This is a genomic window from Alysiella crassa DSM 2578 (genome assembly GCF_000745955.1).
Classification (GTDB): Bacteria; Pseudomonadota; Gammaproteobacteria; order Burkholderiales; family Neisseriaceae; genus Simonsiella; species Simonsiella crassa.
In genome coordinates this window covers 1-22,748 of sequence record NZ_JQKH01000040.1, presented here as the reverse complement: position 1 = coordinate 22,748, position 22,748 = coordinate 1, and the positions used below count along the sequence as shown (strand labels likewise).

The 22,748-nt window shown below is 44.8% G+C and carries 18 protein-coding genes; 8 read left to right on the top strand and 10 right to left on the bottom strand.

Features of this window, described 5'->3' with window-relative positions; all coding sequences use genetic code 11:
* The 3 genes from Q338_RS07220 to Q338_RS07210 all read right to left on the bottom strand — a co-directional run.
* Positions 1-4,511 (bottom strand): S6 family peptidase (locus tag Q338_RS07220; RefSeq protein WP_034293612.1); only part of this gene is annotated, 4,511 nt, incomplete at its 3' end.
* Positions 4,512-5,200: 689 nt separating this feature from the next.
* On the bottom strand, positions 5,201-6,031 hold the full coding sequence (gene cysT, locus Q338_RS07215; RefSeq protein WP_034293608.1) for a sulfate ABC transporter permease subunit CysT: 831 nt from the start codon (positions 6,029-6,031) through the stop codon (positions 5,201-5,203).
* A gap of 185 nt (positions 6,032-6,216) precedes the next feature.
* Positions 6,217-7,272 (bottom strand): sulfate ABC transporter substrate-binding protein, encoded by a 1,056-nt coding sequence (locus Q338_RS07210; protein ID WP_034293606.1) that lies wholly within the window; start codon positions 7,270-7,272, stop codon positions 6,217-6,219.
* A gap of 404 nt (positions 7,273-7,676) precedes the next feature.
* Here Q338_RS07210 and cysG point away from each other — a divergent pair, with 404 nt between their 5' ends.
* From cysG to Q338_RS07190, 4 genes are all read left to right on the top strand, one after another.
* A complete protein-coding gene (gene cysG / locus Q338_RS07205; RefSeq protein WP_034293603.1) occupies positions 7,677-9,089 on the top strand; it encodes a siroheme synthase CysG in 1,413 nt (470 codons plus the stop codon).
* A 144-nt stretch (positions 9,090-9,233) separates the two neighbouring features.
* Complete coding sequence (locus Q338_RS07200) at positions 9,234-9,977, top strand: phosphoadenylyl-sulfate reductase (protein ID WP_034293601.1); 744 nt, start codon at positions 9,234-9,236, stop codon at positions 9,975-9,977.
* Between the two features lie 118 nt (positions 9,978-10,095).
* Complete coding sequence (cysD, locus tag Q338_RS07195) at positions 10,096-11,010, top strand: sulfate adenylyltransferase subunit CysD (protein ID WP_034293614.1); 915 nt, start codon at positions 10,096-10,098, stop codon at positions 11,008-11,010.
* A 129-nt stretch (positions 11,011-11,139) separates the two neighbouring features.
* Positions 11,140-12,441 (top strand): sulfate adenylyltransferase subunit 1, encoded by a 1,302-nt coding sequence (locus Q338_RS07190; RefSeq protein ID WP_034293599.1) that lies wholly within the window; start codon positions 11,140-11,142, stop codon positions 12,439-12,441.
* 112 nt (positions 12,442-12,553) lie between these two features.
* Here Q338_RS07190 and Q338_RS07185 read toward each other — a convergent pair whose 3' ends face one another.
* Both Q338_RS07185 and Q338_RS07180 read right to left on the bottom strand, forming a co-directional pair.
* Complete coding sequence (locus Q338_RS07185; protein WP_034293597.1) at positions 12,554-13,051, bottom strand: hypothetical protein; 498 nt, start codon at positions 13,049-13,051, stop codon at positions 12,554-12,556.
* Between the two features lie 3 nt (positions 13,052-13,054).
* A complete protein-coding gene (locus Q338_RS07180; protein WP_034293594.1) occupies positions 13,055-13,447 on the bottom strand; it encodes a hypothetical protein in 393 nt (130 codons plus the stop codon).
* A 72-nt stretch (positions 13,448-13,519) separates the two neighbouring features.
* Here Q338_RS07180 and Q338_RS07175 point away from each other — a divergent pair, with 72 nt between their 5' ends.
* Positions 13,520-15,274, top strand: coding sequence for an assimilatory sulfite reductase (NADPH) flavoprotein subunit (locus Q338_RS07175; RefSeq protein ID WP_034293592.1), 1,755 nt, complete (start codon positions 13,520-13,522; stop codon positions 15,272-15,274).
* A gap of 65 nt (positions 15,275-15,339) precedes the next feature.
* Here Q338_RS07175 and Q338_RS07170 read toward each other — a convergent pair whose 3' ends face one another.
* Positions 15,340-16,287, bottom strand: a complete 948-nt coding sequence (locus tag Q338_RS07170) for an NAD(P)H-dependent flavin oxidoreductase (protein ID WP_034293590.1) — start codon at positions 16,285-16,287, stop codon at positions 15,340-15,342.
* A gap of 191 nt (positions 16,288-16,478) precedes the next feature.
* Here Q338_RS07170 and Q338_RS07165 point away from each other — a divergent pair, with 191 nt between their 5' ends.
* From Q338_RS07165 to arsB, 3 genes are read left to right on the top strand one after another with little or no spacing between them, the layout of a single operon-like run.
* Positions 16,479-16,802 (top strand): ArsR/SmtB family transcription factor, encoded by a 324-nt coding sequence (locus Q338_RS07165; RefSeq protein WP_034293588.1) that lies wholly within the window; start codon positions 16,479-16,481, stop codon positions 16,800-16,802.
* A 51-nt stretch (positions 16,803-16,853) separates the two neighbouring features.
* Complete coding sequence (arsC, locus tag Q338_RS07160) at positions 16,854-17,264, top strand: arsenate reductase (glutaredoxin) (RefSeq protein ID WP_034293586.1); 411 nt, start codon at positions 16,854-16,856, stop codon at positions 17,262-17,264.
* Between the two features lies 1 nt (position 17,265).
* Entirely contained in the window at positions 17,266-18,279 is a 1,014-nt protein-coding gene (gene arsB, locus Q338_RS07155; RefSeq protein WP_034293583.1) for an ACR3 family arsenite efflux transporter, read from the top strand.
* 80 nt (positions 18,280-18,359) lie between these two features.
* Here the strand turns inward: arsB and Q338_RS07150 are convergent, their stop codons facing one another.
* The 4 genes from Q338_RS07150 to Q338_RS07140 all read right to left on the bottom strand — a co-directional run bounded on the left by Q338_RS07150 (position 18,360) and on the right by Q338_RS07140 (position 22,544).
* Positions 18,360-19,718 (bottom strand): NtaA/DmoA family FMN-dependent monooxygenase, encoded by a 1,359-nt coding sequence (locus tag Q338_RS07150; protein WP_034293580.1) that lies wholly within the window; start codon positions 19,716-19,718, stop codon positions 18,360-18,362.
* A gap of 192 nt (positions 19,719-19,910) precedes the next feature.
* A complete protein-coding gene (locus Q338_RS15015; RefSeq protein WP_211249432.1) occupies positions 19,911-20,417 on the bottom strand; it encodes an LLM class oxidoreductase in 507 nt (168 codons plus the stop codon).
* Between the two features lie 43 nt (positions 20,418-20,460).
* Positions 20,461-21,228: an LLM class flavin-dependent oxidoreductase gene (locus Q338_RS15010; RefSeq protein ID WP_211249431.1), complete on the bottom strand. Its 768-nt coding sequence runs from the start codon at positions 21,226-21,228 to the stop codon at positions 20,461-20,463.
* 215 nt (positions 21,229-21,443) lie between these two features.
* A complete protein-coding gene (locus Q338_RS07140; protein ID WP_034293578.1) occupies positions 21,444-22,544 on the bottom strand; it encodes an SMP-30/gluconolactonase/LRE family protein in 1,101 nt (366 codons plus the stop codon).
* Positions 22,545-22,748 lie beyond the last annotated feature (204 nt).

The window sequence follows — 22,748 nt, the reverse complement described above, 5'->3', positions numbered from 1 at the left end:
GCCAAATCGGTTTGCGCCTGATTTTTCGCGTTTTCCGCTTCCGTTTTTGCTGTTAAGGCAGCCTGTAAAGATTTCTCTGCTTCTGCGCGTGCGGTTTCAGCCGATTTTTGAGCGTTTTCGGCAGCCACTTTGGCGGCTTCGGCTTGAGTTTTGGCGGTTTCAGCAGCCGCTAAATCAGTTTGTGCTTGATTTTTCGCCTCTTCTGCCAATTTTTGTGCTGCTTCGGCAGCTTGTTTCGCGGTTTCCGCTTGACGAGCCAATTCTGCCTGATGCTCTTTTTCACGCTCGGCATTAGCACGTGCTTCTTCCGCCAGACGAGCGGTTTCTTGTGCGGTTTGCAAAGCCTGATTTTGTGCAGCCTGCGCTTGTTCCAATTCTTTTTGAACTTGTTCCGCGATATTTTTGGCAATTTCAGCTTCACGCGCTTGTTTTTCAGCAGCCGCTTTTTCGGCTTGAGCAGTGGTCAAGGCGGTTTGCGCTTCAGTTAAATTTTGCTCGGCGGTTTGCTTGGCGGTTTCGGCAGCTTGTTTTTCGCGTTCCGCATTGGCTTTGGCTTCTTCAGCCGCCTGTTTTGCCAATTCTGCGCTGGCTTGAGCGGTTTGTGCAGCGTGTGTTTCACGTTCTGCATTGGCTTTGGCTTGTTCGGCAGCTTGTTTGGCGGCATTTGCGGTATTTAAGGCAGCCTGCGCTTGGTCGCGAGCGCGTTCCGCTTCGGCTTTTTCGGTTAAAGCCTGATTTTGAGCGTTTTGTGCGGCGGTTAATTCACGTTCTTTATCTGCCACTTGTTTTTGGGCATTTTCCAACGCTTTTTGTGCTTCTGATAAAGCTTTGCCACCATCGGCTTGCGCGTCTAATAAGGCTTTTTCGGCGGCTGCTTTTTGGCGTTCTGCTTCGGTTAATGCATTTTGCGCGGCGGTTTTTTGTGTTTCGGCTTCGCGTTGTTTGTTTTCCGCTTCTTGCTGTTTTACGAGTGCTTCATTTTTCAAGGCTTCGGCTTGAGCTTGAGCCATTTCGGCGGCTTGTTTATCACGTTCTGCATTGGCTTTGGCGGTTTCGGCAGCCTGTTTATCACGTTCTGCATTGGCTTTGGCTTCTTCGGCAGCTTGTTTGTCGCGTTCTGCGTTGGCTTTGGCTTGTTCGGCGGCTTGCTTAGCTGTGTTGGCAGCGTTTAACTCATTTTGTAAACGATTTTTGTCCGCTAATACTGTTTGTGCTTGGGCTTCTGCAGCATTCTTTAACTGTTCTGCTTTGACTTTTGCATTTTCGGCGGCAGCTAATTGTTCGCGTACTTGATTTAATTGTGTTTCTGCAGCCTGTTTATCTTGATTGGCTTGTTCGGCTAATTTTCTTGCTTCTTCGGCAGCTTTTTGTGCAGCCGCTAAATCAGTAGCATTTACACCACTATTGGCTTGAGCTTGTTTTAGGGCATCTTCAGCACGTTTTTGGGCATCTTCAGCAGTTTTACGTGCATTTTCGGCATCTATTAAAGCTTGCTTGGCTTTTTGAGCTTCTTCTGCGGCTTTTTTGGCTTCTTCTTCACGTAATTTTGCTAATTCTGCGGCACGTCTAGGGTTGCTTAAATAATATTGTTTGCTCGCATCGGTTTTTAATGTATAACGATAAGTACCAGCATCAACAAAGCCATTGACCAATTGGAAAGATACATCGTTGGCATTTTGGATGGGGCTATTTAATTCTACCAAAGTCAATTTATCAATATTGGCTTCAGCACCTGTATTTTGTACATATAATTTATGTTCACCTGCCGCATAGCCATTGATTACCAATTTATCACTCTTTTGTGCAGCTAAATTACTTAAATAATTAAATTGAATATTGCCGTCTAATAAGCCGCTTAAAGTCAGTGTATGATAATTATTGGGATCGCTGTTTGTATCTTGATGAGCATTAAGGGTAATTTGGCTACCTAAATCACCATCTAAATTCACAATATTTTGACTTGATGGCATAATCCAATGCCCTAAACCAGCTAATTGTACTGTAGCATTTTGATTGGCAGTGATATTTTTATCGTATTCAATATTTAGGCGCACAGTAGCATTATCACGTAAACTAATATTACCGTTTAAACGTGTATTGGGTATCAACGCAAGGATGTTGTCATCATAGGTCTTATTTTCTGCAGTCGTGATGCCTGTGTGCAGTGAACGGGTGTAGACGGTTTCACCATTTACAAAACCCAGTTCTGCGCGTCCATTACCTGATACGGTAATATTCGCGGTAATATTACCCACATTGCGACTGGTTTTCAGGCTGCCTGAAGTAATATTAATATTGGTGGCATTAAAATCTCGAGTAATCCAATCATGGTCTAGCATCACTTCTCGACCATTATTATCGCTACCAACATCATTTAAGGTGTTTGGGGTACCATTAGGTTTGGTTAAATAATCATAAGCATGTGGTGTAGGCGTACCCGAAAGCACCAATGTACCATTTTGAACATTGATGTTGCCATTTAAATTACTGCCACCGTTTAATATGTAAATGTCATCTTTTAATGTGGGATTGAAATTGACATCTAAACGCCCATTTTTATTGTTGTCCTTGTCGCCTAACATGCCGAAAAAAGCATCTTTTTTAGCACTTAAAGGCACGTTCCCACGAATTTTTAAAAACGCATCAATTGCATCTTCTTGTGTGCCTGTTGCAATAAATCTCCAAGTACTACCACTGCTACCAGGTGTGGTTGGGAAACGAACAAAAGGGTGTTTACCTTCATTTAAAATATAATAATCTACCCTGTTTCCATCACGTTTTACGGTGTAAATACCAGTCGGTTTATAATTTTGATCTTGATTGGTTTCAAAAATCACATTTTGTGGAATAAACTCTCGGGTACGTGAAATGGTGATGCTGGCAGCTTTATTCATATTGTTATTGACGATTTTTGCACCATCATCAACGTTGCGAATGCGTTCAAAAGTCAAATTGTTGCCATTTAAATCAAGAGTACCACCGCGTGAACCAAAGTAAATACTATTGGGATTGATTTGTTTATTGTTTCCTAATACCACCGTACCACGACCACTTGTTAAACCCAATTCACTGAATGCTTGGGTATTATCATTGGCATCAGCATGTTGGTTGAGTAATACACGCCCATCACCCACACTAATTGAACCATGATTTACCCCTGTACCTGTTACATTCAGGCTGCCTGTACCAATTTTAGACAAGCGATCGCCTTTGGGATTGTGTACTTGCCAGTTTACCGTTTTGTTCTCTGCAATGGATACCCCTGCACCTAACCAAGTGGTGTTGGCTTGTGCACCTGACACAGTAAAATTTGCATCAAAATACAATGCGCCAGCTCCTTGATTGATGTCTTGTGCTAAATGTAAAGTGCCATTGCTGCCTGAAATATGAACGGTTTTACCATGGTTGGCACTGGGAATATGTAATGCACCTGTGGTTGGACTGGTTAAACTGTCATCACGCAAATCTACTTTTAAAGTGTTGCTGGCATGAGTACTTTGTGTGATATTGGATGAATTTGCACCATTTAATGTCCAATCATAACGAGCATTTGCAACATTGTTGCTAATATGACCAGCTGTATCTTGCTTGATTTGCTCGTTAAAAAAGGCTTTACGTGCAATCATAGAACGCCCCCAAGGATTGCGTTCTGAGCCAGAAGATTGGTGATGAGAAACTGTTACCCACTGATTGATGGTGGTATCAAAGCCCAAAATTGCAGAGCCACTGTCGCCTTGACGTGGCTGGGTTGCCAATGGATCAATACCGTTGGTAAATAATCCTTGAGTGGCGTTGTAATCAAAAAATTCAGGTTTAGTGGTACTTTTGAGTGCTGGTAGAATAGAACCGCCTGTCAAATATTTATAAGAATGACTAACTTGTGTAGGTTCTTTTCCTGCTGCATCAATAGTGTATTGTCGTCCTGCACCAATGCGAGCAAAGACAGGAAAACGTGTTTCATCTAATAAAGCGGTGTAATTGAGGTCAATATCAGCAATCGGAATGGGTACGGCTTCTGTTACCAATTTTTCCAAACGTGGTGTGCCATAATCCCAATGTGCAGCATTGGTAACATTACCAAAATCATTTCGGTCAGCAATATTGTAGTAGTAGCGTGGTGCATCGCGGTTGGTTTGACCTGTTTGTCCAAAACGTACGCCGTTGTTTAGATTATGTGCCACAGTGCCGTAATACTGTGGTGTCATCATAATCCCTAAACCTGATTCTAAAAAATCGCCAATTTGTGGTACACCAGAAAAATCAGGCATAGGCATACCTTTGATGGTTTTACCTAAATCATTTCCTGATTTATCGTAAATGGTAATATCGCGCGCCCCTACAGTGAATTGCCCTTTATTTTCTGCAAAATCACGGTAATATTGGTAGTCAATGTCGCTTCTAACAATAGAGGCATGGGCTGAAGTAGCCAATACTGAAATCAAGGAAGCAATTATGCTGCGTTGAAAGGTATGGCTGGTTTTTGTACGAATGGTTTTGTTTCGTTTAGACATATTTGTCTCCAAAATGAAAGTTTATTAAAAAATATATGATTTGAGATAATAAAAAGCGTATGTGTTTTACAACAAGGTAAATTATGTTGTAAATTTGGATAATTAACACTAAATATAGTTCAAATAGCTTAAAACTGACAAATTTTGTTTATTTTATGCAAGATTTGAGCATATACTGGTGTTTGTTAGGTGTTTTATATAGATATGCAATTTGTGTTCCATTCTCTATTTTATTTATCCTATAAATAATGATGATTTTGGTATAAAGGTTCGGTAAAAAAATAGCTTGATTTTTGTATCAATGAGCATGTAATTGGCTGAAGAAATATATTGTATGCTGCCTGAATCAATGAAGATTTGAATATGAGGATTAGAGAATAGGTAATGAGAACCTGAAACCTTTACGCCAGTCACAGCTTCTTTTTTAAATTTGATTTATTTGGAAAATTTTTTCGTAAATTGATTTAACAGAAAAATCTTTTTTAAACAAATCAATTAATTCCAAAATAAAGCTGCGACTGGCGTTATCAATATGAAAAATGTCGAATTTAAGAGTCCAACTTACCATTTGGCATTTTGAAAATGTTTCACTATACTGTTTCTCAAGTAGTGGGCAGAAAATGGTGTTTTGGCAATATTTCAGACCGCTTACAGCAATTTTGTGTACCGTGGGGCAGCCTGAAAATGATTTACTGATTCACCCGTTTATTCAATCGCCATTGCCAAATATTCAACACAAACAAAATCAAAAATGAAATCATCAACATCAATAAAGCCACCGCACTCGCGCCCTGAATGTCAAACAATTCAAATTTGCTGGCAATAATCAGGGGCAAAATTTCCGATTCCATCGGAATATTGCCTGCGATGAAAATCACCGAGCCATATTCCCCAGTCGCCCGCGCAAACGCCATGCCCGCGCCCGTTACCAAAGCAGGCAACATTTCAGGCAAAATAATCCGCCAAAACACCGTGCCACGATGTGCGCCCAACACCGCGCCCGCTTCTTCGTATTCGGGCGACAATTCTGCCAACACAGGTTGCACCGCACGTACCACAAAGGGCAAACTCACCACAATCAGCGCAATCCAAATCCCCAACGGCGTAAACGCAATTTTCACGCCCCAAGGCTCAAACCAACGCCCCACCCAGCCATTTGGCGCGTACAAAGTCGCCAACGCCACGCCCGTTACCGCAGTCGGCAGGGCAAACGGCAAGTCCACCAGCGCATTGACCACGCTTTTGCCCCAAAAATCGTAGCGCACCAACACCCACGCCACCAAAGTGCCAAAAAACACATTGGTCAGCGTGGCATACAGCGACATTTTCAGCGTCAAAGTCATGGCAAACAGGGTGCGTTCATCGCCCACCGTGTGCCAAAACGCCTGCCAACCCATATCCGAAACGGTGTAAAGCAACATCGCAAGCGGCAAAAACACCATCAACGATAAAGTCAAAATGCTGATGCCCAAGCTCAATCCAAAAGCAGGTAAGACGCTGTATTGTTTTAGTAATTTCATTTTGGTGGTAATCCTTATCGTGCCAGCATTTCGCTCCCTCTCCTGTGGGAGAGGGCTGGGGAGAGGGCAAAAGTGCCACAAACTCAACGGTTTTTACCCTCTCCCTAACCCTCTCCCACAGGAGAGGGAATGAGATTTGTGGCACATCAAAAATGCTTTCAGGCAGCCTGAAATCCATTTAACCATCAACGCTTGTTAATCTGGTCAAACACACCGCCATCGGCAAAATGCGTTTTCATAATCTCGTCCCAAGAACCAAACACATCATTGGCACGAAACGTTTCCACTTTCGGAAAACGCGCTGCGTGTTTTGCCAAAATTTCCGCCTTGCTGGGGCGCAAATACAATTTTGCTGCCAATTCTTGCGCTTCATCGCTCCACAAATGCGCCAAATAATCGTGGGCAATTTGCGCCGTGCCTTTTTTGTCCGCCACGCCATTCACAACGGCAACAGGGCTTTCCATCGCAATGGAATAGCTGGGATAGACGATTTCAAATTCGCCTTTGCCAAAAGTTTGCGCGGCTAAATTCGCTTCATTTTCAAAGGTAATCAGCGCATCGCCCATTTTGCGTTCAATGAAAGATGTGGTTGCGCCGCGTCCGCCCGCTTCCAAAACGACAGCATTGGCAAACAATTTTTGCGTGAACACTTTGGCGGCATCGTGATTGTTGGCGTTTTCTTTCAAGGCATAGCCGTAAGCCGCCAAGAAAGTGTAGCGACCATTGCCCGAAGTTTTGGGGTTGGCAATGACCAGTTTCACATCAGGCTGGGTCAAATCTGCCCAATTTTTGATGTTTTTCGGATTGCCTTTGCGAACCAAAAACACGGTGGTGCTGGTAAATGGTACGGCATGATTCGGCAATTTTTGTTGCCAATCTTTTGAAACCAAACCTTTTTTCTCCAACAATTCAATATCAGACGATTGGTTCATCGTAACCACATCGGCTTTCAAACCATTCGCCACCGACAAAGCCTGTTTGCTTGAACCGCCATGCGATTGTTGAATGTCCACCTGTTTGCCTTGCGCCTGATAATGTTTGATAAACAATGGGTTAAATTCTTTATAAAAATCACGCATCACATCGTAAGACACGTTCAAAATTTGCGTGGCGTTGGCTGCCTGAATGGGGGCGGCACCTTGTTGTGGCGGATTGTTTTGCGCCTTGTTGCCACCACCACAGGCTGCCAGCGCAAAGCCCAAACCCAAAACGGCAAATAAAGTTTTATTTTTAAAAATCATGATGTTGCCTCTTTTTCTGAAAAGGGTTAAACAAAAAGCACAATCATATTAGACACAATCACACATTTCACAAAATACCCTTATTCAATATTGAATATTCAATTTAATTCTATGCGGCAAAATGGCAATTTTTTCATCAAAAAATGATTTAAATTCAATAATTAGACTTAAAAATTATATCTTAAATGGATAAAGGGTATTTCTATCACTTTTCAGGCAGCCTGTAAGATGAAAAACACCCAAAACGACAGCAATTTCGCTCCCTCTCCTGCGGGAGAGGGCTGGGGAGAGGGTTTGCCGCCCCACCAGCCCTCTCTCCATCTCTCTCCCAGAGGGAGAGAGGGTCAGATGGTTGTCAATTTAACAATATGCTGATTTCAAATAAAAAATACAGGAACACAACCATGGACTACCTGCCCTTATTTTTCAATTTGCGCGACAAACCCGTTTTGGTGGTGGGCGGTGGCGATGTTGCCACGCGCAAAATCGCGCTGTTGCGTCAAGCCCAAGCGCGTGTTTTGGTGGTGGCGCAGACTTTGTGCGATGAAATTCAACAGCAGGTTCAAGAAAATCAACTCATTTGGCTTGCCAAAGAATTTGATGAAAATCAACTGGATAATGCCTATTTTACCATCGCCGCCACCAATGACCCCACGCTCAATCAACGCATTTTTCAGGCAGCCAACCAAAAAAATCGCCCCGTAAACAGCGTAGATGATTTGGCGCATTGCGACATGATTTTTCCGTCCATTATTGACCGCAGCCCCGTGCAAATTGCCATTTCCAGCTCGGGCGTGTCGCCTGTTTTGATTCGCCTGCTGCGCGAAAAACTGGAAAGCCTGTTGCCCCAACACATTTCCGTGATGGCACAAATCGCGCAAAAATGGCGAAATCCCGTTAAAAAACAACTGTCTCATATCACACAACGCCGTTATTTTTGGGAAAGCCTGTTCAATCACACCGATTTTCAGCGTTTGTGCGAACAGCAACAAATTGAACAAGCCCATGATTTTGTTGAACAACATTTGCACCATCATCAACCCATTTCAGGCAGTGTTTCTTTGGTGGGAGCGGGTTCGGGCGATGCAGGTCTTTTAACAATCAAAGGCTTACAACGCATTCAAGAAGCCGATGTCGTTTTGTACGATGCCCTTGTTTCACAAGATGTGTTGAATTTGGTTCGCCGCGATGCCGAGCAAATTTATGTGGGCAAACGCGCCAAACATCATCATTTAAAACAAAATGAAATCAATGATTTAATGCTTAAACTGGCACAAGAAGGCAAGCGTGTGGTGCGGCTCAAAGGGGGCGACCCTTTTGTGTTTGGGCGCGGTGGCGAAGAATTAAGCGTTTTAAAACAAGCAGGTATTCCGTTTGACGTGGTGCCAGCCGTTACCGCCGCAACCGCAGCCACCGCCTACGCAGGTATCCCATTGACACACCGCGATTTTTCGCAATCGGTAACGCTGATTACAGGCTGCAACCAAGCCGAACAAACCCCCGAATCGTGGCGATTTTTGGCGCAAGCCAACCAAACCATCGTTGTGTACATGGGCGCAATGAAAGCCCTTGAATTACAAGAACAATTATTGCAACACGGCAAAAATCCCGACACGCCAGTCGCCATCATCAACAAAGGCACGCTGCCCGAACAAAGCGTTCACATTGGTACGCTTAAACATTTGTCTGAATTGGCGAAATCGGCGCAAAGCCCATCTTTGATGGTCATTGGCGAAACGGTGTCTTTGCACGAAGAATTGCGTTGGTTTGGCGAATACCGTTTGCCACAACGCGAACGGATTTTGCAGGCTGCCTGAAAAACTTTTTATATCAGTATCTTGTCCCCTCCCCTGCTGGCGGGGGAGGGTTAGGGTGGGGGTGGTACGCCAACGCCCTAACCCCCACCCCAGCCCTCCCCCTTTCAAAGGGGGAGGGGGTAAGTTGCAGAAAGTCAAAATAATATGGAAAACAATATCCTACGCAAACCCGATTTATGGCAAATCCCCCAAATTGCCGATGAAACGCTTTTCAGGCTGCCTGAAAAAATCGCCACGCTACAAAATCGCCTGAAACACATTTTTCAACATCATCAAAATGTTAAATTGGCAAACAGCTTGGCGGTGGAAGACACCGTAATTTTGCACGAACTGGCGCAAATGGGCGCGAATTGCGTGAGTTTTGTCTTGGAAACAGGCAAATTGAACGCGGAAACTTTGCGCCTTGCCCAAAAATTGCAAACGGATTATCCCAATATTCCATTTGAATTTTACTATCCCAATCAAAAGGATAGTGATGATTATGTACAAAATTTTGGCGAATTTGCCTTTTACGAAAGCGTGGATTTACGCAAACGATGTTGTTTTATCCGCAAAATTGAGCCGCTCAATCGCGCATTACAAGGCGCAAACGCTTGGCTGACTGGGCAAAGGCGCGAACAATCCATTACACGCCAAGAACTTGATTTTCAAGAACAAGACACAGCGCGCAACATCGCCAAATTCAACCCCATTTACGATTGGTCGGAAACCGATGTTTGGGCGCATATTTTACAAAACAATATTGTTTTCAATGAATTATATGCACAAGGTTATCCGAGTATCGGTTGCGAGCCGTGCAGCATGCCCGTGAAGTTGGGCGATGACATTCGCGCTGGGCGTTGGTGGTGGGAACAGCGCGACAGCAAGGAATGTGGTTTGCATAAATAATTGTTTTATATTGATTTTGTAGGGTGGGTGCTTGCACCCACGCGGTTTCAGGCTGCCTGAAACGATGAATGACCAAAATTGGTGGGTGCAAGCACCCACTCTACGCAAGGAAAATAAAATGACCATTCAAAACAATCATCTCCATGATTTAGAAGCCGAAAGCATTTACATCATTCGTGAAGTCATCGCCAACGCGAAAAATCCTGCCTTGCTGTTTTCGGGCGGCAAGGACAGCGTGGTTTTGCTTGCGCTGGCGATTAAGGCGTTTGCGATTACGGGGCGCGCGCTCAAATTGCCATTCAAATTATTGCACGTTGATACAGGACACAATTATCCCGAAGTGATTGATTTTCATGATGAAACCGTACGCAAAACAGGCGTGGAATTGGTGGTCGGCAGCGTGGAAGAATCCATCAAAAACGGCACGGTGGTGTTGCGCCACCCCAATGATTCACGCAATGCCGCCCAAGCCGTTACTTTGGTGGAAACCATTGAAAAACAAGGTTTTGACGCACTGATGGGTGGCGCAAGACGCGATGAAGAAAAAGCACGCGCCAAAGAACGCATTTTCTCGTTTCGTGATGAATTTGGGCAATGGAACCCGAAAAATCAACGCCCTGAATTGTGGGATTTGTATAACACGCGCCTGTTTCAAGGCGAAAACATGCGCGTGTTTCCCATTTCAAATTGGACAGAATTGGACGTTTGGCAATACATTGCGCGAGAGAATTTGTCTTTACCATCAATCTATTATGCACACGAACGCGAAGTGGTGGAACGCAATGGCTTGCTTGTCCCCGTTACCCATTTAACCCCAAAAAAAGACGGCGAAACCAGCCAAATCCGCAGCGTACGCTTTCGCACGGTGGGCGACATTTCTTGCACCTGCCCTGTTGCCAGCACCGCGCAAAATCCCCATGAAATCATTGCGGAAACCGCCACCGCCACCCTTTCGGAGCGTTCCGCCACGCGCATGGACGACCGCGTTTCGGAATCGGCAATGGAAGAACGCAAAAAGCAGGGGTATTTTTGATTTTTCAGGCTGCCTGAAAGTCCTAGCGGACGGCAACAGTAGGGTGCGTACCACGCACCAAATCATTGAAATAATTTGCAATTCGGTGCGTGATACGCACCCTACAAAATTGAATTTAAAGGAATAAACATGACCACATCTGTATTGCGTTTCATCACCGCAGGCAGCGTTGATGACGGCAAATCCACCCTAATCGGGCGTTTGCTCTATGACAGCAAAACCCTGCTTGCCGACCAAATCGCCAAATTGGACGCAGCCGCACAAAATGGCGAAACACCCGATTTCGCCAGCCTAACAGACGGCTTGGCAGCCGAACGCGAACAAGGCATCACGATAGATGTTGCCTATCGCTATTTCGCCACACCCAAACGCAAATTCATCATTGCCGACACCCCTGGACACGAACAATACACGCGCAATATGGTAACTGGCGCATCCACCGCCCACGCAGCGATTGTGTTGATTGACGCAACACGCGTTGATTTATCTGGGGAAAAACCCGTTTTGCTGCCACAAACCAAACGCCACAGCGCGATTTTGAAATTGCTTGCTACGCCACACATCATTGTTGCCGTGAACAAATTGGATTTGTTGGATTTCAACCGTGAAGTGTATGAAACGATTGTTTTAGCCTATCAAAATTTGGCGCAACAAATTGGTTTGACCACCAACATTCACTTTTTGCCGATTAGCGCATTGGGTGGCGACAATATTGTGCAAAAATCGGAAAACACAAAATGGTTCAATGGCTTACCGCTTTTGCCTTTGCTGGAAAGTTTGCCCGACAGCCACAATCATCGCCTTGATTTGCCTGCACATTTTCCTGTGCAACGTGTGGCGCGACAAGATGGCAGCAGCAGCGATGATTTTCGCGGTTATCAAGGGCGTTTGGAAACAGGCAGCCTGAAAATTGGTCAAGAAATCAAAATCTTACCCAGTAACAAAACGGCTGTTGTTGCCCAAATCCACACCCCACACGGTTTGGCGGATTCTGCCCAAGCTGGCGATGTTTTAACGCTGACTTTGGACAGGGATTTGGACATTTCGCGTGGCGATGTGTTTGTTTCTTTGGATAATTCGCTCACGCCCACGCAGCATTTTCAGGCAGCTTTGTGTTGGTTTGACGATACGCCGCTCAATCCTGCACGAAAATATTGGCTCAAACACGGCACGCAAACGGTCGCGGCAAAAATCAAGCAAATTGAATATGTGTGGGACGTGCAAACTTTAAGCCGCGCCCAGTCAGCAGATACTTTAAAAATCAATGATATTGCGCGTGTCAGCATTGCCACGCAACAGCCGATTTGTGCCACCACTTACGCAGAAAATCAGGCAACTGGCGCGTTTATTTTGATTGACGAAGCGACAAATCACACGGTGGCGGCAGGCATGATTTCGGGCGAAGATGTGATTGATGTATTTGAAATTTAAATATAGTGGATTCAATTTAAATCAGGACAAGGCGACAGCGACCGCCATGTACACATAGTACATAAGGGAGCTGGCAACGCGGTACTGGTTTAAATTGAATTCACGATAAATTTCATTTTTCAGGCAGCGTGGGCAACAAAACCGCTTGGTTCAAACGCGCCCAACCATCGTTATCAATATAAGCAATTTTGCGTTGCGGATACGCCGCTTGACCATCGCGTAAAGCCTGTTCCGCGCCTTTGGTTAAGCCATTACCGCCCAACAAAATATCGCCATTCATGGTGGGATTTTTGGCGCAATCGCCAATGAATTTTTCCACTTGTGGCTTGCTTAATTTGCCTTGATGATTTTTCACATCAATGCGCGTGGTCCTATTGGGGCTGGTATCGTTCAGGCTGCCTGAAAATTGCGTTTGCCGACCTTGTACAATGGCTTGAATATCTTGCCAATGTTGTTCCGTATGTTTGAGTTCCACGTCCACACCATTATCGGGCATATTGGTGGCGGTGTGGCGCAGGGGTTCAACACGCGGGTGCAATTTCCCCATTTGTGCGGTCAAAATCAGCGCGTTCATTTCGCCCATTTTACCGAGATTGTCGTTTGCAGCCATTTTTTAGCCAATCATAATTAAGATACTGGAATGATTATGAAATTCTTGCGTTTTGCGTTTGATGATTTTCAAAATATTGGAAAAAATCCCCAAATCAATGATTTTATCGCTGATGTTTTTATCCAAAACCTTTTGATTTAAATCATCAATTTTTTTGAGATACGAAGACGTTAATAAATTTTCCACTTCCAATAATTTATCGTTGGGCAAAACGGTAATTCTGACGGTATCAGGCGCATTTTTGCTTTCTAAAATTTCTTTTTCCACAAGAAAAGGTTGAATTTGCGTGAAAATTTCATCATCAATAAAGGTTTCTTCTACCGTGATTGCGCCGTCATCGTATAAATTTTGCTCATCGGCATTGGCATAATTAACCAAAAATAAATTTGCAGACATTTGAATAACCCTTTGTTCAACATAAAAATCTGTGTGAAATTATAACAGTAAATTCAATCAAAGGAATATACCATGAACCCCATTCCAAATGAACTCACGCCCCACCTTGCTGCGCTCACGCCTGTTCAGTTGGCGTGGCTGTCGGGCTATTGCTGGGCAAAAGCCAATGGCGAAACGCACCCCGACACGCTTTCAGGCAGCCTGAATATGACATCAAGTGCAAACGCCAAATCTTTAAATATTCACATTGTTTCCGCATCGCAAACGGGTAATGCGCGTGGCGTTGCCCAACAATTAAGCGAAAAATTGACCGCTTTGGGTGTGGCGCATCAACACAGCCACGCGGCGGATTTCAAACCCAAGTCTTTGGCAGAAAACGACATTGTTTTGCTGATTACGTCCACACAAGGCGAGGGCGAACCGCCCGAAGAAGCCGTGAGTTTGCACAAATTCTTGCACGGCAAAAAAGCCCCCAAATTGAATGAATTGCGTTTTGCGGTTTTGGGTTTGGGCGACAGTTCTTATCCGAAATTCTGCGGTGCTGCGCGTGAATTTGACGCAAAATTGGCGGATTTGGGCGCAAGCCGTTTGATGGATTTGACCGAATGCGATTTGGATTTTCAGGCTACCGCGCAAAATTGGGTTGAACAAATCGGTTTGCAAATCAAAGCATTGGCAAATTCACAAAACCAAAATGCCAGCCACAATCTTTCAGGCAGCCTGAACACGCTTGTCGCGCCCGACAATGCGTTTTCCAAAGAAAAACCGTTTGCCGCCACGCTTTTAACGCGCCAAAAAATCACAGGGCGCGGTTCGGACAAAGATGTGCGCCACATTGAATTGGATTTGTCGGGTTCGGGCATGACTTATCAAGTTGGCGATGCCTTGGGTGTTTGGTTCAGCAATGATGTTGATTTGGTTGATGAAATTTTGAATGCGGTGGGTTTGGCGGACGATGAAAATCTGCGCGACCAACTGGTTCACAAAATGGAAATCACGCAAAACACGCCCCAATTTGTGAAAAATTATGCGGCAATCGCCCAAAATGCCGATTTAAATCAAGCAATTGGCGATGATGTCAATGCTTTTGTGCAAGCCAATCCGATTGTGGGGATTGTGCAAAAATACCCGACAAAATTGTCGGCAGAACAATTACTTGGCTTGTTGCGACCGATTGCGCCGCGCTTGTATTCCATTTCGTCCGCGCAGGACGAGGTGGGCGAGGAGGTGCATTTGACGGTGGGCGCGTTGCGTTACGAACACGCGGGCAAAATCCGCGAGGGTGGCGCGTCCAGTTTTTTGGCGAGACGTGCTGCAGAAGATGGACAAATTCATGTTTTTGTGGAACAAAATCCGCATTTCAGGCTGCCTGAAAATCCTGCCACGCCCATTATCATGATTGGTGCTGGCACGGGCATTGCGCCATTTCGCGCCTTTGTGCAACAGCGTGCTGCCAGCGAAGCAACTGGCGAAAATTGGTTGATTTTTGGCAATCCACACGCCAGCGAAGATTTCTTGTATCAAACGGAATGGCAGCAATTTGCCAAAAACGGCTATTTGCACCGATACCATTTTGCGTGGTCGCGCGACCAAGCGGAAAAAATCTATGTGCAAGATAAGATTAGGGAAAATGCCCAATTATTCTGGCAATGGTTGCAAAATGGCGCACACGTTTATGTGTGTGGCGATGCCAGCAAAATGGCAAAAGATGTGGAACGCGCTTTAATTGATGTGATTGAATCACAAGGCAATTTATCGCGCGATGACGCGGAAGAATATTTGGACAATTTGCGCCAAAATAAGCGGTATCAGCGTGATGTGTATTGATTTTCAGGCTGCCTGAATATAAAAAAAACACCGTTTAATTTCAATCATTAAACGGTGTTTTTTAATTAAGCCATCAACTCATCAATCAACTCTTTCACGCTTTTGATTTTGTGGATTTGTGAAATGCCATTGCCCACCGACACATAGCCGTTTTCAAAATCGCCTTCTAACATACCCAAACGCATTCCTGTACCAGCGTTCATCACCTTGGCAATTTCAGAGCGAGTTGCCCCGTTTTCGCTCATTTCAAAGCATTTTTTGGCAAGTTCGGTTGGCAAAGAGCGGTAATAATACGGCTCGGTGCGGAACAATAACAAATCATTTGCCGTTGAATTGACAATCCATTCTTTGACTTTTTGATGGCTTCGGCATTCGCTTGTGGCGATAAATGCCGTGCCAATCCACACGCCTTCCGCCCCCAAAGTTAAGGCAGCCTGAACCGATTTTTTGTCGGCAATCCCACCAGCCAGCATAATCGGCAAATCCACTTTACCGACAAATTCCGCCAAGACATTAAAACTGCCCACTTCTTTCATCGGCAAAGTTCCGCCTTCGTCAAAACCCGTCAGCACCAAAATATCCGCCCCTAACGCTTGGGCTTTGAGTGCGTCCGCCAAATTGGGATTGGGCAAACGACAGATGATTTTAATGCCAGCGTTTTTAAGTTTGGCGTAAATCTCGGGGTCAAGCCAGCCATTGTCCAGCACCACAGGCACACCTTCTTCAATAAACAAATCCACCATTAAAGGAATCAGCGAAAAATCATACGACAACATAAACGGCACGCCAAAAGGCTTGTCGGTCAAGGCTTTGACCTTGCGGATTTCGTTACGCATACGCTCTAAAACTTCTTCGTTGGAAGTGGGGTTGGTCGTTTGCCCTGCGTGTGGGGCTAAAAAGCCCAATCCGCCAGCGTCCGCCACGCTTGCCACCAGATGTGCGTCTGTCAGCCACGACATTGGGGCTTGGACAATGGGGTGTTTGATGTTTAAGATTTGGCTAATGCGGTTCATAAAATTTTCTCTTTAAAATAAATGGAATGGGTGTATTATAAAATTTTATAATTGGCAATGGAATGGCGATTTTTGGAAAGTTAATTTTCATTTTTGGAAATATAAATTTTCAGACAGTCTGAATACGCAAACATCATTTCAACACCTATTGAAATGAAAAACACACCCTGCTATACTAACCGCCTATGAATATGAACACCGAACACGCCAGCAAACTGTTTGAAAGTCTTGCTTCGCCCACACGCCTTGCCATTTTCCAAGCCCTGACCGCCGAAGGGGGGCGTGGTATGGTGGCGGGCGATTTGGCAAAACAGCTCAATCTTGCCCCCAATAATCTGTCGTTTCACTTAAAAACTTTGGCAAACGCCAACCTTGTTTACAGTGAACAGCAGGGAAAATTTGTCCGTTATTTCGCCAATTTAGCGATGATGAACGGCTTGATTGAATTTTTATTGCATCGCTGTTGTGAAAACGCAAGCGGTGGCGATTGCGAAAAATTTTGCCAATCGTGTTAGCAAATTTTTTTGCTCATTCATTTCAATAACTCTTGAAATAAGGAACATACTATGCACCAAATCAGCATTTATCACAATCCCAAATGCGGTACTTCTCGCAACACGCTGGCTTTGATTCGCCATTTGGGCATTGAGCCGACCATTATTCATTATCTGGACACCCCGCCCGATGAACGCACATTACGCCAATTGATTGAGCAAATGAACATCACGCCCAGAGAGCTTTTGCGAAGTAATGTGCCTGAATATCAACAATTTAATTTGGACAACGATGTGAGCGACGACGACATCATCAAGGCAATGCTAAATGCTCCCATTTTAATCAACCGCCCGATTGTCATCACCGAAAAAGGCGTGCGTTTGTGCCGTCCGAGCGAAGTATTTTTGAGCATTTCACCTGTGGCATTGCAAAGTGATTTTATCAAAGAAGACGGCGAAATCATCCGTGTACAAGGGGCATAAAATGGGCATTTTTGAACGATTTTTGAGTGTGTGGGTGGGGTTGGCGATTTTGCTTGGCGTGGGGCTGGGTATTTGGTTTACGCCTTATTTTCAATGGATTGCCACAATGCAAGTGGCTCAAATCAATTTGCCGATTGCGGTGCTGATTTGGCTGATGATTTATCCAATGATGATACAAATTGACTGGCTTGCCATTAAAAATATCCGCCACAATCCCAAAGGGCTTTGGCTGACTTTAACGGTAAATTGGTTGATTAAGCCTTTTACTATGGCACTTGTGGGCTGGTTGTTTTTTAAGGTGTTTTTTGCTGGCTGGGTAGATGAACAATCGGCAAGCGAGTACATTGCAGGTATGATTTTGCTTGGGGTTGCACCTTGTACGGCAATGGTTTTTGTTTGGTCTCAACTGGTCAAAGGCGACCCCAATTACACGCTGGTGCAAGTGTCTTTAAATGATGTGATTATGATTTTTGCCTTTGCTCCGATTACAGGACTTTTGCTTGGTATGAACGACATCACAATCCCGTGGGACACGCTGTTTTTTAGCGTGTTGCTGTATTTGGTGTTGCCTTTGCTTGTGGGAGTTGCCACTCGCAAATCTTTGCAAGATGAACACAAAATTCTCCAATTCAGCCAGCGTTTTAAGCCTTTGTCTATTTTGGGATTGTTATTGACGGTGGTGCTGTTGTTTGCGTTTCAGGCACAAACCATTGTGGATAAGCCGATGATTATCCTGCTGATTGCCATTCCTTTATTGGTGCAGACTTACGGCATTTTTGCACTCAGTGCGATTTGGGCAAAATGGCTTAAATTGCCCCACGCCATTTCCGCCCCTGCTTGCTTAATCGGCACGAGCAATTTTTTTGAATTGGCGGTGGCGGTGGCGATTGCTTTATTTGGTTTAAATTCGGGGGCGGCATTGGCAACGGTGGTGGGTGTGTTGGTTGAAGTGCCTGTGATGTTGTCGCTGGTGTGGTGGATAAACCGAAAATCGCTGGAAAATAAAGGGGTGTAGGGTTTCAGGCAGCCTGAAAACCCATTTTCCAAAATTCCAATCAAAAAACACCGCTTGCCTTTCCCCAAGCGGTGTTTCCCTTAACCTTTCAACCCATACTGATACGGCACACCCAAATGCTCCCTTAGCGTATCGCCTTCATAATCAAGATGATAAATCCCTCGCCCCTGCAAAATCGGCACGACTTTTTCCACAAATTCACGCACGCCCATTTGACTGTCAGGGGCAAGCGAAAAACCGTCTGTCGCCCCAGCCTTAAACCATTCTTCCATAAAATCCGCCACATCGCTTGCCATCCCCACCACCACAGGGTGATAGTTAATCACACCATTGGCAAGCACTTCTTTGGGCGACATTCCACGCTGAATCAGTGCCACCGCTCTTGGCGAACGTGGGTCGTGCGGGTGTGGGCTTGCCTGATTTTGTAGATATTTGGGCAAAGGTTCATTCACATCTCGCCCTGTCAAATCCACCCCAATCATCGACGATAAATAGCGAATTTGCCCATTAAATTCCTCATCACTCATAAAATCAAGGAGTTGCATTCTACGAGCGAGTGCCTCTTCATAACTGTCGCCAATGGTAAACATAAATCCGCTAAACATATTGATTTCATTAGGATTGCGACCGTGAGCAATGGCACTTTGTTTTAATACATTGCGATAGGCTTTCGCTTCTTCAATCGTAAACGGATTGGCATACACGCCACTGGCAAAGCGTCCTGCCAGCTCCACCCCTTCGGGGCTTGGGCCTGCCTGAAAAATCGGTGGTTGACCTTGTGGTGTGGCTGGAATAGGCAACGCCCCTTTGACTTGGTAATGTTTGCCTTTGTAACCTGCTGGTTTGATTTGGCTCATATCGGCAAATTGCCCTGTAGCTTTGTCGGTGATGTAGGCATTTTCGCCAAAAGTCCTCCACAGCGTTTGCACCGCTTCCACCATCTCGTGTGCCATTTCGTAGCGAGTGGCGGTGTCGGGCAAGGGTTTGTCGCCAAAATTGTAAGCGGTAAAAGGTGTGCCTGTGGTAACGGCATTCCAGCCCAAACGCCCTTTGGATAAGGTGTCCAGCGTTTTGAGCTGACGAGCCAAATTATAAGGCAGGTTGTAAGTGGTTGAAAAAGTTGCCACCATTCCGATTTTTTGGGTGGCGTAAGCAACGGCAGAGAGCATTACCATTGGTTCAAGTGGAAACGCAGGCGAACGCGTAGCAATGTCCGTGCCACCCCCTGCCCCACCAAATGAGGGTGTATCGGCAATAAACAGGGTGTGGATTTTGCCCTTTTCTGCCGTTTTTGCCATTTCCACATAAAAATCAATGTCGGTATAGGCTTTTTCGTGGCTTTCGGGCAATCGCCACGATTGAAATTCGGATGCATAGCCTGAGACGAGTTGCAGGGCAAGTTTGATTTTTTTGTTTGAATTGTCAAGATAGTCGGTCATTTTGGGTTCTCCCATTAAAAAGTATGGGGATATTATAGGATTTTATTATTGATAATTGAATGGTTGAAAATAGGAAGTTGATTTTTAAAAATGGAAAGATAAAAATTAAGAAAATGGGGTTTCAGGCTGCCTGAAAGTTATTTTGCCATTAAAAAAACACCGCTTGAATTTCCCCAAACGGCGTTTTTATCCTTATTTTCTCAAACCATACTGATACGGTACGCCCAAATGCTCCCTTAAAGTGTCGCCTTCATAATCTTGATGAAACACCCCCCGTTCCTGCAAAATCGGCACGACTTCATCTACAAAGCGTTTTAAATCCACCTCATAGACATCAGGCAATACCCAAAAGCCGTCGCACGCCCCTTCATTAAACCACTCGGTCATAAAGTCAGCCGTGTCCTCTGCTGTGCCGACTGAGGCGGGGTGATAATCAATCACCGAATGATGAATGACTTCTTTTAGTGTCCAGCCTTCACGGGCGACTTTGAGAACAATCTCGGTGCGTGGGTCAGAATAAGGCGTGATTTGCACCTTATCAAGTATGGCAGGGTCAATCGGCTTATCCAAATCGTCCAAATCAAACACCGTTCCCAATACCGCTCCGATATGGCGAACTCGTTGATACAGCGTCTGCTCATCCATAAAAAAGGCGTGGCGGTCTAGGGCTTCTTGTTTGCTATCAGCGATGAGTGGCATTATCCCTGCAATGAATTTGATGTCGTCAGGGTTTCGCCCATTGTCAATGGCAGACTGACGCAAGGCCATTACGAATGGCTTGCCCTTGTTCAATCGTCCACACTTCGCCAATCATCACATTGGCATAGCGACCAGCGTAGGCAATGTTATTGGGCGAACCGCCAGAGTGGAAAATCACAGGTTGCCCCTGCTTGGACGGCGGTATCGGCAATGCCCCCACCGATTGCAAATGCTTGCCTTTTTGGGCAATGGTTTTGACTTGGTTATAATCGGCAAAAATTTGGGCGGATTTGTCGGTTTTTAGGGCAGTTTCGCCCCACGATGACCACAAATTTTGTACCATTTCGGTAAATTCATACGCCTTTTCATAGCGACTGGGACTGTCGCCAAGCATTACGCCAAACGCCTGTGCAATTTGGGGATTTGCCCCTGTTACCGCATTCCACGCCATTCTTCCGCCACTCATCACATCAAGCGTTTTAAACTGACGGGCAAGTGTGTAGGGAATGCTCCACGAAGTCGCCACCGTTGCCGCAATGCCAATACGGCTGGTTGCCTGTGCAATCAGTGCCGATGCCACAATCGGCTCCAACGCCATACCGCCCACCACAGAATTGTCCTGTGGCACGGTTGCAGGAAAATCGCCCAAAAATAAAAACTGAAATTTGCCTTGTTCGGCAAGCTGGGCGGCACGAATGTCGGCATCAAAATCAGGGTGGGTTTTGACATCAAGACTGGGGTCAAGCCACGCTCTTTGGTTCGCCCCAAAAGCACCTGTCATACCAAGACCGATTAGCATTTGTTTACTCATTATTGCTCCTTAAATTGGATAGTTTGGATAATTGGATAAGCGTATTATAAGGTTTTATATTTAATAAAATAATGGCGATTTTTGGAAATTTTGTTTTCATTTTTGGAAATATGAGATTTAAAAATAGGCTTTCAGGCTGCCTGAAAACCCATTTTGCAAAATTCCAATCAAAAAACACCGTTTGAATTTCTCAAACGGTGTCTTCTTAAAAAAAATCACTTCCCTTCAAAATATGCCATTTTATCTCTATAAAACGAGCCTAAATAATAAGTTTTTCCCACAGGCAATACGGTAGAAACGCCACTAAAATCCTGCGTGTATTTGCCTTGATACAAAGGCGTGATTGCCAAATTATCAGGGGCAATCGTGGTGATGTGAAAATCTTTTAAACACTCATAAGTCATTGTCTCACCACAATTTTGGGTGCGAGAACCTGCGGTAATCAGCTTATCGCCCGCCCAATGCAAATTGTCAAATACGCCATAATTAAGCTGGGCGGTGGCAACTTCTTTGGCAGGGTTGGTATTGGTTAATTTACTTAACTTTTTCATATGGGCAACATAAATAAATTGACCGTCTTTGGAGAGTTCAATGCCATTATTGCCGTTAAATTCTGTACCTTGCAATTTTTCAAAGATTTGTGTTTTTGGCGACCAGCGATAGATTGCTCCTGTGGTTTTGCCTGCAAACATATCTTCAAGTGTATTGTGTGGGTGCATCATTACAGTGGTGTAAATTGAGCCGTCCGCCCCTGATACCACTGCATTACCTGCTAAATATCTGCCCTTATCGTCTTTGGGCATTGGCACATTGCCAAGCCATTTAATTGTTGGTGTCGCTTGGGTGCTGTCCACTTCAAAAACTTCAATGGTTTCACGGGTGATGTTTTGGTCAAAGCCGTTGTGATTGACCGCATACAAAAGCGATTTGCCGCCGCCAATCGCACGAATGCTTAACCCGTGAATTTGCATTTCATCGGCGTGCGGTTGTGGCTGGCTGTTTTTAAATTGGGCGGAAGGTGCGGACGCTTTCGGGGCAATCAGGTGAGCAGTGGTTTTACTTTGGCTATCAATCAAATACAAACCGCTATGGTGGGTCATTTCACTGGCGATAATCCATTTGGAATTGGGAATTTGCACCAAATCTTCGGGGCTTTTTAGATTTTCAATATAGCTTAATTGAGTAACTTCTTTGGCGGTGCTGATGTTTGCCGTCTGAACGCTTGGCGTGCTGTGAATGGCTTGGTTAATTGGCGTACACGCCACGCCCAAAGTGGCAAGGGTTAGGGCAAGGGCGGTGCTGGCGAATTTTTTCATAAAATTTTCTCTTTAAAATAACTGGAATGGGCGTATTATAAGATTTAATTTTTAAAATTTGAATGGCGAAAAATGGGAAGTTGATTTTCGTTTTTGGAAATTTAAAAATTAATTTTCAGGCAGCCTTTCAGTACACGACAAAAAAAGTACAATAAAAAAAGAAGTCCGCATCAATTCAGTGGTATCGTATTAATTTTCTCACGA